Genomic DNA, 14767 nt, shown 5'->3' with positions numbered 1-14767 from the left:
GGCATTCACGGTTGGCGTCGCGGCTTACTTGAGTATCGAAGCGTTCGCATATCAAGTAACACTGCACGCCACACCAACTGATTCATTATGGCAGAGGCCCCCGGAGACCTCGCACGGGGCCTATCCGGGCTGGTCGTCCAGCCCGTCGAGCACCTCGCGGTCCCGTTTGTCCAGGCTCCCCTCGGGCAGCTGGGCCAGCAGATCCGGCCGCCGCCGCGCGGTGCGTTCCAGCGCCTGGTCGCGCCGCCAGCGGTCGATGAGCGCGTGGTTGCCCGAGCGCAGCACGTCCGGAACCGCCAGGTCGCGCCACACCTCCGGGCGGGTGTAGCTGGGGCCTTCGAGCAGGCCGTCGGAGAACGAGTCCTCGGCAGCCGACCGTGCGTTGCCGAGCACGCCGGGCAGCAGCCGGACCACGGCCTCGACGATCACCAGCACCGCGGCCTCGCCGCCGACCAGCACATAGTCGCCGATCGAGACCTCGTCGACCGGCATCCGGCGGGCCGCGTCGTCGACGACCCGCTGGTCGATGCCCTCGTAGCGGCCGCAGGCGAACACCAGATGCTTTTCCGCGGCGTAGGAGTGCGCCAGCTCCTGGGTGAATGGCTTGCCCGCCGGGGTCGGGACCACGAGCCGGGTCCCGTCGCCGCACACGTCGTCCAGCGCCGGGCCCCAGATCTGCGGCTTCATGACCATGCCGGGGCCGCCGCCGTACGGCGCGTCGTCGACCGCGCGGTGCACGTCATGGGTCCAGTCGCGCAGGTCGTGCACGCCGACCTCGATGAGGCCGCGGTCGATCGCCCGGCCCAGCAGCGCGGCGCGCAGCGGGTCGAGGTACTCGGGGAAAATGGTGACGACGTCGATGCGCAAGCGGTTACCAGTTCCAGTACTCGGTGGCCTCGGCGTGCCACGGGCTCGGGACGTCCTGGTCGATCGCGAAGGCCATGCCGAGCCCCTTCGCGATCTTGATGCTGCGGTGCAGGGTCTTGCGGATCGGCGACCCGGCGGGCAGCCCGTTGTCGTCCGACCAGGTCTCGGTCTGCGTGACGCAGGTGCGCGCTCCGAAACGGGCGTTCGAGCACGGAGCCGGCGCGCCCCACGTCTGCAGGTGCTCGAAGTGGACGACCTTGCCCGAGCTCTTCTCGGTGATCGTCCCGCGCGCGACGAGCCGGTAGTCGGTGGACGGCACGGTCCAGCGCACGTAGTGCTGGCGGCCGCCGTCGGACGGGATCGGCGTGCAGGTGGAGCCGGTGCACACGGATTCTTCGGTGACCCGCTCCGTGTAGTACGTGCCGTTGCCGTCCCAGCCGTCGATCAGCACCCAGTCGCCCGAGCGGACGAAGTGCTCGGCGGTCGCGGGCGGCCAGGTGACCGGGTCGCCCCAGGTGATCTGCGATTCGGTGGCCGACTGCGGCGACCAGGCCCACTGGAACGCCTTCTCCCCCGGCGGCGCGTACTGGCCGGCGCTGCGCTGGAACATCAGCGAAAAGTCGCCGTACACCGGCGAAGCGGCCTGCGCGGGCGGCGCGGCGAAAGCGGTGGCCAGAACGGCTGCGAAAACAGCCTTCGTCCAGAACTTCACGAACTCCCCCTCAGTCAGCGTCGAGGAGGCCTTCGGGCGGATCGAGCACGACCCGGCCCCCCGCGACATCCACCACCGGAACGATGGCGCGGACGAAAGGTACCAAGACCGAGCGTCCGTCATGATCGAGTTCGAGCAATTCCCCGGCGGGCGAGTGGACCACTTCGACGACCTTGCCCACGACCGTCCCGTCGGCCAGTTCGGCACGAAGCCCGGCCAGTTCGTGGTCGTAGAACTCGTCCGGGTCGCCGGTGGGCGGCAGCGAGTCGGTGTCCGCCAGCAGCAGGGCGCCGCGGAGGGTTTCCGCGACGTCGCGCGTGAGCACTTCCTCGAAACGCACCAGCAGCCGCCCGCTGTGTTCGCGGGCGGCTGCGATGGTGAGTTCTCTCGTGCTGCCGTCGCGCAGCTTCGTCGTGACGACCGCACCGATCGCGAACCGCTGCTGCGGCGAATCCGTGCGCACGTCGACCGCGAGCTCGCCGCGGATGCCGTGCGCCTTCGCGATACGGCCGACTACGACGTCCATACCTGACCGTTTCCGAGAATCTCGGGTCAGCGATCGGTGTCGACGACGTCCACGCGGACGCCTCGGCCGCCGATGCCGCCCATCACGGTGCGCAGAGCGGTCGCGGTGCGCCCGCCCCGGCCGATCACCTTGCCGAGATCGTCGGGGTGGACGTGCACCTCAAGCGTGCGGCCACGACGCGTGGTCAGCAGCTCGACCCGGACCTCGTCCGGGTTGTCGACGATCCCGCGCACCAGGTGCTCGAGGGAGTCGGCGAGGAAGCTCACTCGGACTTCTCGCCCTCAGCGGCTTCCGCCTTCTCGGCCTCGGCCTTCTTCGGGGCCGACTTCTTCTTCGGCGTGGTGGCCTCGGTGGAGGGCTCCTCGCCGGCCGCGGCCAGCGCCGCGTTGAACAGGTCCTGCTTGGACGGCTTCGGCTCGGCCACCTTCAGGGTGCCCTCGGCGCCCGGCAGGCCCTTGAACTTCTGCCAGTCGCCGGTGATCTCGAGGATGCGCTGGACCGGCTCGGTCGGCTGCGCGCCGACGCCCAGCCAGTACTGCGCCCGCTCGGTGTCGACCTCGATGAAGCTCGGCTCTTCCTTCGGGTGGTACTTGCCGATCGTCTCGATGGCCTTGCCGTCCCGGCGGGTCCGCGCGTCGGCGATGATGATGCGGTAGTACGGCGCACGGATCTTGCCGAGGCGCTGCAGCTTGATCTTGACGGCCACGGGTGTGGGTACTCCTCAGTGCTGTGTGGTGCAGGGCGCGCGCCGAACCCGTGGGGACAGGCTTGCGGCGCCCGGAGGTCAGGAGCTTCCACACGGCGAGAGGGTCCGGCGGAAGCGGGCAAGCAAACATTCTGCCAGATGCCCGTCGCCGTGCCCGCACAAGGCCCCGGTTAGACGTGCGTGACCAGCGTCAGAAGGACGCGAGGCCGAGCGCGCCGAGCAGGATCGCGACCGCGGGCAGGAAGTTGTTGACCGCGTGCGCGACGATGCTGCCCGCCAGCCGTCCGGTGGACAGCCGGGCCAGCCCGATCGGGATGGAGATCACCAGCAGCAGCGTGGTGCGCAGCGGTTCCAGGTGGCTGGCCGCGAAGACCGCGGTGGACAGCAGGAACGCGGCGACCCGGCCCCAGCGCTCGCTGCGCCACTGCAGCCGCTCGACCGCACCCCAGAGCAGGCCGCGGTAGATGATCTCCTCGCAGATCGGCCCGAGCAGCCACAGGTAGCCGAACATCACCGCGGCGGCGGGCACGGACATCTTGCGGTCGTCGACCAGCGCGCTGATCGCCGACGTCGCGTCCGCCGAGCCGACCAGCTGGGTCCACACGTAGGCGCTCAGCGAGGTGAGCACGAGGCCGAGCATGCCGAATTTGAGCCCGGTCCAGACGTCCGCCCAGCGCCATTCGAGCCGCAGGTCGAGTTTCGGGCCGTTGCCGCGCACGACGGTGATCAGCACCGCGACGCCCGCGGCGATCATGGTGGGCAGCATCGTGCCGAGCAGCACCGTGCCGATCGGCAGGGGCCGGCCCGGAGCCGTCGGGCCGGCGAGCGCGCCGATGAACGCGGCCGACGCCAGCAGCACCGCCTCGACCAGCAGGAACGCCCCGAATCCCCAGCGATGAGCCGGGAACGCGGTCGGTTCGGCCACGAAGTCCTCCGGGGAGAGCGCACGAGAGAGTGGTTCACGGGGCTGTGATGTGGTCACGCCCGCCTCCCCGTGCTCGCTCTGCTCACCGGTCGAGCCTAGCGGCCGAAATGGTTTCGCACAGTACTCGAGCGGTCACCGGTTTCCGTCAATGTCCGGTGAAGAGAAGGACGGCGGGCGGCAGGTTGTTGGCCGCGTGCGCGAGCACGCTCGCCGAGGTCCGGCCGGAAAACTGCCGCGCCAGCCCGAGGACAAGACCCTGTCCGAACAGCGCGATCGTGCGCGTGGTCTCGCCGTGCAGCAGCGCGAACACCAGCGAGGTGAGCACGAGCACCACCCACGGCGGGATCTTGTAGTGCAGCAGGGCGTTCCACAGCGCACCGCGCAAAAGGAGTTCCTCGGTGAGCGGGACGGCGATCACCAGCACCAGCGCGGTCGCGATCAGCCAGACCGGGCTGCCGCCGGACACGTCGGGCAGGTCGGTGAGCGGGCTGTCGGACACCTCGTCGCCGCCGAAGACCGCTATTTCGGCGGCGTTCAGCACGAAGCCGACGACGAGCGCGAGCAGGCCGCAGGCGAGGCCGATGCGGAGATCGCGGCCGCGGGTGCGAAGTCCGAAGTCGCGTTCGAGGCCAGAGCCGTACCGCAGCGAGGCGATCGCCGGGCCGAGGCCGAGGATCAGGTTCGGCAGGAACGCCAGCAGCAGCAACGGTCCCGCGTACGCCTCGACCGGGTCGTCGTCGCCGACGTGCCGGTTGAAGGCGGCCGCGGTGAGGAGGGTGACGAGGTAGTAGCCGGCTACGCCGAAAAAGAACGCGGCGAATGCCCAATGGGCGCCCAGAATTCGCTTTCCCCCACCGTCTTCGGCCACGGGTTCACGCTATGTGCCTGTGTTGTGGCGCATCGAGGCGGGGTCGTCTCGCGATCGCTGCCGGGAATGCGCCCCAATGTGGCATTGGGTGCGTCTGACGCACCGAACGCCACATTGGGTGCGTTCAGCGCAACCAACGCCGCATTGGGGACGTCTCCCGCACCGAACGCGGTCCGAGGTCGTCAGTGGAAGACGGTGCCGCCCAAGACGATGTGCGTCGGGTGGTGCAGCGCGGCCAGGTCGGCGCGCGGGTCGTCGGCGTAAACGATCAGGTCGGCTGGGGCACCGTGCTCGATGCCGGGGTGGCCCAGCCATTCGCGCGCTTCCCAGGAAGCACTCGCGAGAGCCTGCGTACGCGACATGCCCGCGCGGTGGAGTGCTTCGACCTCGTCGGCGATACGGCCGTGCGCGACCATGCCGCCCGCGTCCGTACCCGCGAAGACGCGTACGCCCGCTTCGACCGCTGAGGACACCATCTCGCCCACCCCGGCGTGCAGTGCGCGCATGTGGGCCGCGTACGTCGGGTACTTGCCTGCCTTGTCCGCGATGCCCGGGAAGTTCTCGATGTTGATGAGCGTGGGCACGAGCGCGACGTCGCGGCGCGCGAGTTCGGCGAGTTGGTCTGGCGACAGTGCGGTGCCGTGCTCGAGACAGTCGATGCCCGCGCCGATCAAGCCCGGCAACGCCGCTTCGCCGAACACGTGCGCTGTGACGCGTGCGCCGAGGTCGTGGGCGATGCGGATGGCTTCGGCCAGCACGTCGTCCGGCCACAGCGGTGCGAGGTCGCCTTGGCCGCGGTCGATCCAGTCGCCTACGAGCTTGACCCAGCCGTCGCCGTCACGGGCCTGTTCGGCGACGGCTTCGGGCAGCAGGGCCGGGTCGTCCAGCTCGATCGCGAAGCCGGGGATGTACCGCTTCGGCAGCGCCAGGTGGCGTCCGCAGCGGATGATCGTGGGCAGGTCGGCACGGGATTGCAGCGGCCGGACGTCGAGCGGCAGGCCGCAGTCGCGGATCAGCAGGGTGCCCGCGTCGCGGTCGGTCGCGGCCTGGTCCGCCGCCTCCTCCACCGACAGTCCGCCGCGCGGGCCGAGGCCCGGGTGGCAATGCGCGTCGACCAGCCCGGGGACCACGAATCCGCCGGCGGACAGCGTTTCCGCGCCGGGAACCGGCTCGAACGACAGCTTTCCGTCCTGGATCCAGAGGTCACGCGGTTCGCCGTCGGGCAGGACGGTGCCGGAAAGGTGCAGCGGGCTCAATTGTTCTTCGGGTCCTTCGGCAGCTTGAACTTGGACGGGTCGAAGCCGGGCACGTCGTTCATGCCGCCGAGCTGGGACAGGTCCGGCATCCCGCCGGGCATCCCGCCGCCGGGGGGCAGCATCGGCATGCCGCCGGGCATCCCGCCGCGCATCTTCGGCTGCGTGGGGCCCTTCTTGCCCTTCTTCCCCTTCTTGCCCTTGCGGTTCTTGCTCCCGCCGCCTCCGCCGCCGAAGCCGAACCGGCCCGCCATCTGCGCCATCATCTTGCGCGCCTCGAAGAAGCGGTTGACCAGGTCGTTGACCTCGCGGACGGTCACGCCGGAGCCGTTCGCGATGCGCAGCCTGCGCGAGCCGTTGATGATCTTCGGGTCGGCGCGCTCGGCGGGCGTCATGCCGCGGATGATCGCCTGGAGCCGGTCGAGCTGCTTGTCGTCGACCGCGGCGAGCTGGTCTTTCATCTGGCCCGCGCCGGGCAGCATGCCGAGCAGGTTGCCGATCGGGCCCATCTTGCGCACGGCGAGCATCTGCTCGAGGAAGTCCTCCAGCGTGAGCTGCCCGCTGGTGAGCTTCTGCGCGGCCTGTTCGGCCTGCTCCTGGTCGAAGTGCTGTTCGGCCTGCTCGATCAGGGTCAGCACGTCGCCCATGCCCAGGATGCGCGAGGCCATCCGGTCCGGGTGGAACGTGTCGAAGTCTTCGAGCTTTTCGCCGTTGGACGCGAAGAGGATCGGCTGGCCGGTGACCTCGCGGACGGACAGCGCCGCACCACCGCGGGCGTCGCCGTCGAGCTTCGTGAGCACCACGCCGGTGAAGCCGACGCCGTCGCGGAACGCCTCGGCCGTGGTGACCGCGTCCTGACCGATCATGGCGTCGACCACGAACAGGACTTCGTCCGGCTGCACGGCCTCGCGGATGTCCGCGGCCTGCTTCATCAGCTCTTCGTCGACACCCAGCCGGCCCGCGGTGTCGACCACGACGATGTCGTGCTGCGCGTGCTTGGCCTCTTCGATCGCGCGGCGGGCGACGTCGACCGGGTCGCCGACGCCGTTGCCCGGCTCGGGCGCGAACGTGGTGACGCCCGCGCGCTCGCCGACGATCTGCAGCTGGTTGACCGCGTTCGGCCGCTGGAGGTCGCAGGCGACCAGCATCGGCGCGTGGCCCTGCTTCTTCAGCCACATCGCCAGCTTGCCTGCCAGCGTCGTCTTGCCCGCGCCCTGGAGACCGGCGAGCATGATCACCGACGGCGGGTTCTTCGCCAGGTTCAGCCGCCGCGTCTCGCCGCCGAGGATGCCGACGAGCTCCTCGTTGACGATCTTCACGACCTGCTGCGCGGGGTTCAGCGCCTGGGAGACCTCGGCGCCCTTCGCCCGGTCCTTGATCTTCGCGATGAACGCCTTGACCACCGGGAGCGCGACGTCCGCTTCCAGCAGCGCGATGCGGATCTCGCGCGCGGTGGCGTCGATGTCGGCGTCGGACAGCCGGCCCTTGCGCGAGAGCGACTGCAGGGCCGAGGTGAGCCGATCGGAGAGGGTGTCGAACACGGGGGTGCACGCTCCAGCTGGGTCGAAAGTTCGCGTGCCGGGCGGTGCTCGGCACCCCCGGCATCTTCCGAGGGTAGCCGCCCCGGCCGCCCGGCCTTCACGGGTACGGGAAGAGTACTACGCGTGTGCGTATTAATTGACCGCGCGGCAACAGGTCAACCAGGCGAAAACCTCTCGCACTGGCTCGGAAATTAAGTAAACATAGGCGTATGACATCAGCTACTGCCCGGCGTCCGACGCTCGCCGAACCGGCAGGCGACGAGGACGAACAGGTCCCGTTCCGCCGCATCGCCGGCCTGTTCCGGCCGCACCGGCGGGCGCTGGCCGGGCTGTGCGCCCTGCTGGTCGTGCAGGCCGGGCTGGGCGTCACCTCGCCGTTCCTGCTGCGCGAGATGCTGGACGACGCGCTGCCGCACCGCGACGCCCTGCTGGTCAGCCTGCTGGCGGCCGGGATGATCGCCGCCGCGCTCGGGGTCCGGCGCGCTGAGCGTGCGGACCACCGGGCTGTCCAACACCATCGGCCAGCGCGTGATGAACGAGCTGCGGGTCGCGGTGTACAGCCATCTGCAGCGGATGTCGCTCGGCTTCTACACCCGGACCAAGACCGGCGAGGTGCTGTCGCGGGTGTTCAACGACATCGGCGGCGTGGACAACGTCGTGACCGGGACCGCCGCGTCGATCGTGCAGAACGGCACCACGGCGCTGGCGATCGCGGTGGCGATCCTGGTCATGGACTGGCAGCTGGCGCTGTTGTCGCTGGTCGTCGTGCCGTTGTTCCTGCTGTTCACGCTGCGCCTCGGCGGCAAGCAGCGGAAGCTCGCCCGCGGCCGGACCCGGCGGATGGCGCGGCTGACCACGATCGTCGAGGAATCGCTGTCGGTCACCGGCGTGCTGCTGGCGAAGACGATGGGCAACGCGAAGCTGATGCGCGACCGGTTCGCCGAGGAATCACGCGAGGTCGCGGCGCTGGAGCGCAGTGCCGCGCTGGCCGGGCGGTGGCAGCGCGCGGCGCGGTCGATGAGCCTGACGATCATCCCCGCGCTGGTCTACTGGGCAGCCGGACTGGAACTCGCCGGCGGCGCGGCGCCGATCTCGCTGGGCACTGTCGTCGCGTTCACCAGCATGTTGAACCGGCTGCTCGCTCCTGCGACCGCGATGCAGACGGTTGGCCAGAACGTCTCGTCGGCGAAGGCGCTGTTCGGGCGGATCTTCGAGGTGCTCGATCTGCCGGTGGAGATCGGCGACCGGCCGGGCGCGCGAACGCTGCGTCCGAGCGGCGGAGCGGTTTCGATGCGCGGAGTGTCGTTCCGCTACGCCGACGAGGGGCCGTGGACGTTGCGCGACATCGATCTCGACGTGCCCGCGGGGACGACGACGGCGTTGGTCGGGTCGACGGGTTCGGGCAAGACGACGCTCGCTTACCTGGTGGCGCGGTTGTATGAGGTGACTGAGGGAAAGGTGTGCGTGGACGGGACGGACGTCCGGGATGTCACGCTCGCGTCGCTCGCCGCCGGGGTCGGTCTGGTGTCGCAGGAGACGTATCTGTTCCACGCTTCGGTGCGCGAGAACCTGCGGTTCGCGAAACCGGACGCCACCGACGAGGAGCTGGAGAACGCCGCGAAGGCCGCGCACATCCACGACACGCTGGCCGCGCTGCCGGAGGGGTATGACACCGTCGTCGGGGAACGCGGCTACCGGTTTTCCGGCGGCGAGAAGCAGCGGATGGCGATCGCGCGGATCCTGCTGCGCAATCCGCCGGTGCTGATCCTGGACGAGGCGACGAGTTCGCTGGACAACCGCACGGAACGCGCGGTGCAGGCGGAACTGGACCGGCTCGCCGCGGGCCGCACGACGATCGCGATCGCGCACCGGCTGTCCACAGTGGAGCACGCGGACCAGATCGCGGTGCTGGACGCGGGACGGATCGTCGAGCGGGGGACGCACGCGGAACTGCTCGCCTCCGGCGGCAGGTACGCCGCGCTGGTGCGGGGAGAAACCGCCTAATCTGGCCTTATGCAGACCGAATCCGCCGATGAGCTGGCGACGCTGGCCCGTGCGGTGCGCGAGGGCGTCGGGCGGCTGAACTGGCGGATGCGCTCCGAGGCGGGCTCGCCCGCCCCGGGACCGGCGGTGCTGGCGGTGCTGTCGCGGCTGTACCGGGGCGGCACGCACACGCCGGGCGAGCTGGCCGAGGCCGAGCGGATCCATCCGCAGTCGCTGACGCGGATCCTGGCCTCGCTGGCCGAACGCGAGTGGATCACGCGCACCCCGGATCCGGCGGACGGGCGGCGGTCGCTGATCGAGATCACCCCGGCCGGGCTGCGGGAACTGCGCGGCTACTCGATCGCGCGGGAGAACTGGCTGGCCGCGGCCGTCGAACGGACGCTGAGCCCCACCGAACAGGAACTGCTGCGGCTCGCGGCTGGACTGCTGACGCGGATCGCGGATTCCTGAGGCCGGGGAGTTCCGGGGCGGCCGCTCCCCACGGCCGTCCCCGGAACCGTGGCGGAAGAGCTCACCTCCCCAGGAGGCCTTCCGCCGCGGGCACGCGGAGCGGTTCCCCCTCGACCACCCGGCGTTGGGGAGAAGTCTGCCGTCCGGGACCGGGCGCGCGGCAGCGTGAAGTCCCTCAATCGGGACTGAGTAGGACTACTCAAACGCGGGTGTCGGGTCCCGCGGAGTCGCTCGTGAACTCGAAGAGCGGTTCGGCGTCGGCCAGTTCCTCGGCGGAGCAGCTGACCGCGCAGGCGGCGGCTTGGAGGACTTCGGTGAGGACCTCGACCTCGGACGGCGAGACCGTGGCGAGGGCGGGGTTGCGGACGTCCATGCGGCCGGCCAGTCCGGCCAGGGCGTGGGAGAGCGCGTGCTGCCCGGCGACCAGCTGAGTGACCACTTCGGAGAGTTCGCTGAGGGTGGCGGCGGATCCGTCGCCGCGGAGCAGGGCGGAGAGTTCTTCGGCGCAGGTGCGGAGGTGCCCGGCCACGACTGTCGGGGGCAGCGAAAGCTCCGGCAGGTTCTCGTGCCCTCGCACCGCGTTCACCTCGCCCCCTTGCTCGGACCTGCCATCCTGCCACCGGAATCGGGGTTGTCGCCTCCGACACCCCGGATGGGTGAGCCCGGATGGCGCAATCCGGCCGGGTCTGCCTGGCCGTTCGTCCGTGAAGGACTCCTTGAGGGAATCTGATTCCCTCAAGGAGTCCTTCACGGAGCGTCAGGCGACGGCGGCCAGGACGGCGTCGGTGATCGCGGTGCGCCACGCCGGGGTGACGTGGCCGGAGCGCGGCGAGAGGGCGAACGAGTCGACGACGGCGCCGCCCAGCGTCGCGGCTTTCGCCCAGTGGACGTCGGCCTCGGCGCGGCGCAGGGCGCTCGCCACGCGGAAGAGCAGGCCGATCCGGTCGGCGGCGCGCAGTTCCAGCACCACGGCGTCGGGACCGCTCGTTTCGTCGTCGAACCAGCGCACCACCGGCTTGACCACGACCGGCGACGACGTCGCGTAGTCGCGTTCCTTGGCCGCCAGGCGCTGGGTGAGCGGCATCGTCCCGGCGACCGCGCGGGCGAACTGTTCCCGCAGCAGCGCGGGATCCGGCAGCGACCCGAACTTCGGCGACGCGGTGAACACGCCCGCCCGGCCGCCGTGCTCGCGCAGAACCGCCGAGTGGACCTCCAGCGAGTTCAGCGCCAGCACCCCGGCCGCGGGACCGAGCAGTTCACGGTCCGCGGGCACGGCCAGCACCACGGTGACGACCTTGCCGTGCGCGGAGATCCGGATTTGGCCGACGCCGGTGCGGGCGGCTTCGACGACTAGCTCGCGCTGGTCGTCGTCCAAGGGTTCCGGCGGGGTGAAACCCTTGCCGTGCACGGCTTCCTCGCAGCCGCTGACCAGTTCGGCGAGCAGCCGGTCCTTCCAGTCGGTCCAGACGCCGGGGCCGGTGGCCAGCGAGTCGGCGCGGGTGAGGGCGTGCAGGAGTTCCAGCAGGACGACGTCGCTGTCCAGGGTTTTCACCACACGCGAGATGGTCGCGGGGTCGCCGATGTCGCGTCTGGTCGCGGTGTGCGGGAGCAGCAGGTGGTGGCGGACCATCGCGGAGACCGTCGCGATGTCCGCGGGCGGCAGGCCCAGGCGTTGCGCTACCGAGGCGGAGATCTTCGCGCCCAGCTCGGAGTGGTCGGCCTCGCGGCCCTTGCCGATGTCGTGCAGCAGCGCGCCGATCAGCAGCAGGTCCGGCCGCGACACGGTAGTGGTCAGTTTCGCTGCCTCGACGCACGCCTGGACGAGATGCCGGTCGACGGTCCATTGGTGCACTGGCGACCGCGGCGGCAGATCGCGTACGGCACCCCATTCCGGAAACAGCCGGGACCACAAGCCGGTGCGGTCCAGCGCTTCGACCGCGTCGACCAGCCCCTCGCCCGCGCCCAGCAGTTCGACGAGGGCGTTGCGGGCGTCGTCCGGCCAAGGTTCGCGCAGTTCGGGAGCGGACTCCGCGAGAGTGCGCAAAGTGCCTGGCGAGATAGGCTTTCTAGTTCGCGCGGAGGCGGCTGCGGCGCGAAGCAGCAATGCTGGGTCGCGGGCAGGGAGTGCGTCTCGGGCCAGTGCGACCTCGTCGCCGTGCAGAACGACGCCCTCGGCCAGCGGGCGGCGAACCGGGCGTCGGCCGAAGCGCGGGCGCGGTTGCTCCACAGTGGACCTGAGGGCGACGTCGACGGCGTACGCGATGGTTCGGCCCGCACCGGAAAGCTTGCGGGCCAAGGCGAATCGGTCGCCCAGCTCCAGTTCGTGCGCCACGACGTCGGCGTCGGCCGCGCTGAGGATGTCTCGTTCGCGACGTGCTTCGCGGCGCAGTTCGGTGCGGACGTCGAGCAGGAGTTGCTTGGCTGCCAACAGTTCTTCGCCCGGTCGGGCGGTGAGCTGTCCGGCCGCGAGGGCTTCCAGCACGCCGAAGTCGCGGAGGCCGCCGCGCCCGTGTTTCAGGTCCGGCTCGGCGGATTGAGCGATCTCGCCGCTGCGCCGCCATCGGGTGTGGACGGATTCAGCCAGCTCCGGCAAGCGTTTGCGGGCGGTGCGCCGCCATTGGTCGCGGGCGGCGGCCGCGAGGCGTTCGGCGAGCGCCGGGTCGCCCGCCAGATGCCGGGCATCGAGCAGGCCGAGCGCGGTACGCAGGTCTTCCGCGGCGACTTTCAGCGCCTCGCCGGGTGTGCGGACCGAATGGTCGAGGCCGACCCGCGCGTCCCACAGCGGGTACCACAGCGCGTCGGCGATCTCCCCGACCTCGCTGTTCCCGTTGTGCAGCAATACTAAATCGAGATCGGAGTACGGCACCAGCTCACGCCGTCCCAACCCCCCTACGGCGACCAGCGCGACACCTGGGTCCGCGGTGTCGACGCCGGCCGCCGTCGCTCCTTTCCCGAGCCAGAACTCGTACAGATCGACCAGGGAGTTCCGCAGTGCGGGCGCTCCGTGCCGTCCTTCGAGCAGCAGTGCGGTGGCTCGGGCGAGTTCGCCCCCGTCGGTCATCGGCTACAGCGCGTCCGTGCCGCGTTCGCCGGTGCGGACCCGGATGACCGTCTCCACCGGCGTCACCCAGACTTTCCCGTCGCCGATCTTTCCGGTGTGCGCGGCGGTGGTGACGGCGTCGAGGACCTTCTCGACCACGATGTCGTCCACCACGACCTCGATCTTCAGCTTGGCCACGAAGTCCACCGAGTACTCGGCCCCCCGGTAGACCTCGGTGTGCCCCTTCTGCCTGCCGTAGCCCTGGACCTCGCTCACCGTCATCCCGAGCACGCCCAGCTGCTCCAGCGAGGAGCGGACGTCGTCGAGCGTGAACGGCTTGACGATCGCGGTGATGAGCTTCATGCCTTGGTCTCCTCGAGTTTCGTGACGGGCTTGGCCGGGAACGTGCTCGAGTGGCCGAGGCCGCCCATGCCGGTGAAGTCGTAGGCGCTCTCCGCGTGCTGGCCCTCGTCGATGCCGCTGACCTCGTGTTCGGCGCTGACGCGGAAGCCGCCCGCCTTCTTGATCGCGAACCCGATGATCAACGTCATGACGAACGAGTAGCCGAGAACGGCGAGCGCGGCAACCACCTGGATGCCCAGCTGCTTGAAGCCGCCGCCGTAGAACAGGCCGTCCGCGCCCGCCGAGTTCACGCTCTTGGTGGCGAAGAAGCCGATCAGCACGGTGCCGACGAGACCGCCGACGAGGTGCACGCCGACGACGTCGAGGGAGTCGTCGAAGCCGAGGCGGAACTTCAGCGAGATGGCCAGCGCGCACAGCACCCCGGCGATCACGCCGATCGCGATCGAGCCGAGCGGGCTCACGAAACCGCAGGCCGGGGTGATCGCGACCAGCCCGGCGACCGCGCCGGAAGCCGCGCCGAGCGTGGTCGGCTTGCCGAACTTCAGCTGTTCCACGAGCAGCCAGCCGAGCACCGCGGCGGCGGTCGCGACGGTGGTGTTGGTGAACGCGACGCCCGCGAGGTCGTTCGCGCCCAGCGCGGACCCGGCGTTGAATCCGTACCAGCCGAACCACAGCAGCGACGCGCCGAGCAGGACGAACGGGACGTTGTGCGGACGGCCGGTGTCCTTCGGCCAGCCCTTGCGCTTGCCGAGCACCAGCGCGAGGGCGAGACCCGCCGCGCCCGCGTTGATGTGCACCGCCGTGCCGCCCGCGAAGTCGAGCGCCTTGAGCTGGTTGGCGATCCAGCCGCCGACCGCGTCCTTGCCGGTGAATCCGTCGAACGAGAACACCCAGTGCGCGACCGGGAAATACACGACGACCACCCAGATCGTCACGAAAAGCGTCCAGCCCCAGAACTTCGCGCGATCCGCGATGGCCCCGGAAATGAGCGCCGGGGTGATGATCGCGAACATCAGCTGGAACATGCAGAACGCGAGCAGCGGCAGCGCGTCCGGCCCCGGCCACGGAACCGCGGGCGGTCCTTCGCTGGCGAGGCCGACGAGCTTGCCGAACGCGTCCGACAAGCCGGCGTAGTCGAAGTTCCCGACCAGACCGCCGAAAGCGTCGTCGCCGAAGGACAGCGAGAACCCGAAGAGCACCCACAGCACCCCGACTATCGCGAGTGCGATGAAGTTCATCATCAACATGTTCAAAACGCTCTTCGCGCGGACCATGCCGCCGTAAAAGAACGCGAGGCCTGGGGTCATGAGCATGACCAGCGCGGCGCTGATCAGCACCCAGGCGGTGTCTCCGGCGTTCAGCACAATCGTCCTCCCGTGCCGTGGGCAACTGCAGAGGAAGTGTTGGCCGCGGGTGTTTCGCCAGGCTTCGATTCACGTTTCCCCCTCGTGAACTCCGGCGTGGTGGTTGTTACGGGGACGTTTCCGCGGACCCGGGGCGAAATGTCCGGTC

Annotated in this window: 14 protein-coding genes and 1 pseudogene; 2 read left to right on the top strand and 13 right to left on the bottom strand. The window is 70.1% G+C overall.

The annotated features are described in order from the left end of the window. Window positions 1–120: 120 nt before the first annotated feature. The 9 genes from trmD to ffh all read right to left on the bottom strand — a co-directional run bounded on the left by trmD (window position 121) and on the right by ffh (window position 7398). Window positions 121–867 (bottom strand): tRNA (guanosine(37)-N1)-methyltransferase TrmD, encoded by a 747-nt coding sequence (gene trmD, locus L3Q65_RS45810; RefSeq protein WP_182895648.1) that lies wholly within the window; start codon window positions 865–867, stop codon window positions 121–123. A gap of 4 nt (window positions 868–871) precedes the next feature. Beyond that, window positions 872–1579: a hypothetical protein gene (locus L3Q65_RS45805; protein WP_237598427.1), complete on the bottom strand. Its 708-nt coding sequence runs from the start codon at window positions 1577–1579 to the stop codon at window positions 872–874. A 10-nt stretch (window positions 1580–1589) separates the two neighbouring features. After that, window positions 1590–2105, bottom strand: a complete 516-nt coding sequence (gene rimM, locus L3Q65_RS45800; protein ID WP_237598426.1) for a ribosome maturation factor RimM — start codon at window positions 2103–2105, stop codon at window positions 1590–1592. A gap of 26 nt (window positions 2106–2131) precedes the next feature. Beyond that, window positions 2132–2371 (bottom strand): RNA-binding protein, encoded by a 240-nt coding sequence (locus L3Q65_RS45795; protein WP_003103110.1) that lies wholly within the window; start codon window positions 2369–2371, stop codon window positions 2132–2134. Beyond that, window positions 2368–2811, bottom strand: a complete 444-nt coding sequence (gene rpsP, locus L3Q65_RS45790) for a 30S ribosomal protein S16 (protein ID WP_116205654.1) — start codon at window positions 2809–2811, stop codon at window positions 2368–2370. Before rpsP ends, L3Q65_RS45795 begins: the two co-directional genes overlap by 4 nt. 190 nt (window positions 2812–3001) lie before the next feature. Next, window positions 3002–3793: a CPBP family intramembrane glutamic endopeptidase gene (locus L3Q65_RS45785; RefSeq protein ID WP_182895645.1), complete on the bottom strand. Its 792-nt coding sequence runs from the start codon at window positions 3791–3793 to the stop codon at window positions 3002–3004. Window positions 3794–3881: 88 nt separating this feature from the next. After that, a complete protein-coding gene (locus tag L3Q65_RS45780; RefSeq protein ID WP_182895644.1) occupies window positions 3882–4604 on the bottom strand; it encodes a CPBP family intramembrane glutamic endopeptidase in 723 nt (240 codons plus the stop codon). 182 nt (window positions 4605–4786) lie between these two features. After that, window positions 4787–5860 (bottom strand): amidohydrolase family protein, encoded by a 1074-nt coding sequence (locus L3Q65_RS45775; protein WP_182895643.1) that lies wholly within the window; start codon window positions 5858–5860, stop codon window positions 4787–4789. After that, the gene (gene ffh, locus L3Q65_RS45770; RefSeq protein WP_182895642.1) at window positions 5857–7398 is read right to left on the bottom strand and encodes a signal recognition particle protein; all 1542 of its coding nucleotides are present in this window, start codon (window positions 7396–7398) and stop codon (window positions 5857–5859) included. Before ffh ends, L3Q65_RS45775 begins: the two co-directional genes overlap by 4 nt. Window positions 7399–7607: 209 nt before the next feature. Between ffh and L3Q65_RS45765 the strand changes: the two are divergent. Then, window positions 7608–9402: pseudogene (locus L3Q65_RS45765) on the top strand (ABC transporter ATP-binding protein). Between the two features lie 9 nt (window positions 9403–9411). Continuing rightward, window positions 9412–9852: a MarR family winged helix-turn-helix transcriptional regulator gene (locus L3Q65_RS45760; RefSeq protein ID WP_182895640.1), complete on the top strand. Its 441-nt coding sequence runs from the start codon at window positions 9412–9414 to the stop codon at window positions 9850–9852. A 199-nt stretch (window positions 9853–10051) separates the two neighbouring features. Here the strand turns inward: L3Q65_RS45760 and L3Q65_RS45755 are convergent, their stop codons facing one another. From L3Q65_RS45755 to L3Q65_RS45740, 4 genes are all read right to left on the bottom strand, one after another. Next, window positions 10052–10438: a hypothetical protein gene (locus tag L3Q65_RS45755; protein WP_182895639.1), complete on the bottom strand. Its 387-nt coding sequence runs from the start codon at window positions 10436–10438 to the stop codon at window positions 10052–10054. A 171-nt stretch (window positions 10439–10609) separates the two neighbouring features. Beyond that, window positions 10610–12913, bottom strand: a complete 2304-nt coding sequence (locus L3Q65_RS45750) for a [protein-PII] uridylyltransferase (protein ID WP_237598425.1) — start codon at window positions 12911–12913, stop codon at window positions 10610–10612. Between the two features lie 3 nt (window positions 12914–12916). Then, window positions 12917–13255, bottom strand: a complete 339-nt coding sequence (locus L3Q65_RS45745) for a P-II family nitrogen regulator (protein ID WP_182895637.1) — start codon at window positions 13253–13255, stop codon at window positions 12917–12919. Further along, window positions 13252–14619, bottom strand: coding sequence for an ammonium transporter (locus L3Q65_RS45740; protein WP_182895636.1), 1368 nt, complete (start codon window positions 14617–14619; stop codon window positions 13252–13254). The genes L3Q65_RS45745 and L3Q65_RS45740 overlap by 4 nt, the downstream gene beginning before the upstream one ends. Window positions 14620–14767: the final 148 nt, after the last annotated feature.

This window comes from Amycolatopsis sp. FU40, assembly GCF_021903635.1.
Lineage (GTDB): Bacteria > Actinomycetota > Actinomycetes > Mycobacteriales > Pseudonocardiaceae > Amycolatopsis > Amycolatopsis dendrobii.
Note: the sequence above shows the minus strand (reverse complement) of the source record. Positions and strands in the feature narration are given on the sequence as shown.

Bases quoted from the DNA above. Each gene is read 5' to 3' on its own strand.
- rimM (WP_237598426.1), bottom strand. From the start codon at position 2,105: ATGGACGTCGTAGTCGGCCGTATCGCGAAGGCGCACGGCATCCGCGGC.
- L3Q65_RS45760 (WP_182895640.1), top strand. From the start codon at position 9,412: ATGCAGACCGAATCCGCCGATGAGCTGGCGACGCTGGCCCGTGCGGTG.
- L3Q65_RS45750 (WP_237598425.1), bottom strand. From the start codon at position 12,913: ATGACCGACGGGGGCGAACTCGCCCGAGCCACCGCACTGCTGCTCGAA.
- L3Q65_RS45745 (WP_182895637.1), bottom strand. From the start codon at position 13,255: ATGAAGCTCATCACCGCGATCGTCAAGCCGTTCACGCTCGACGACGTC.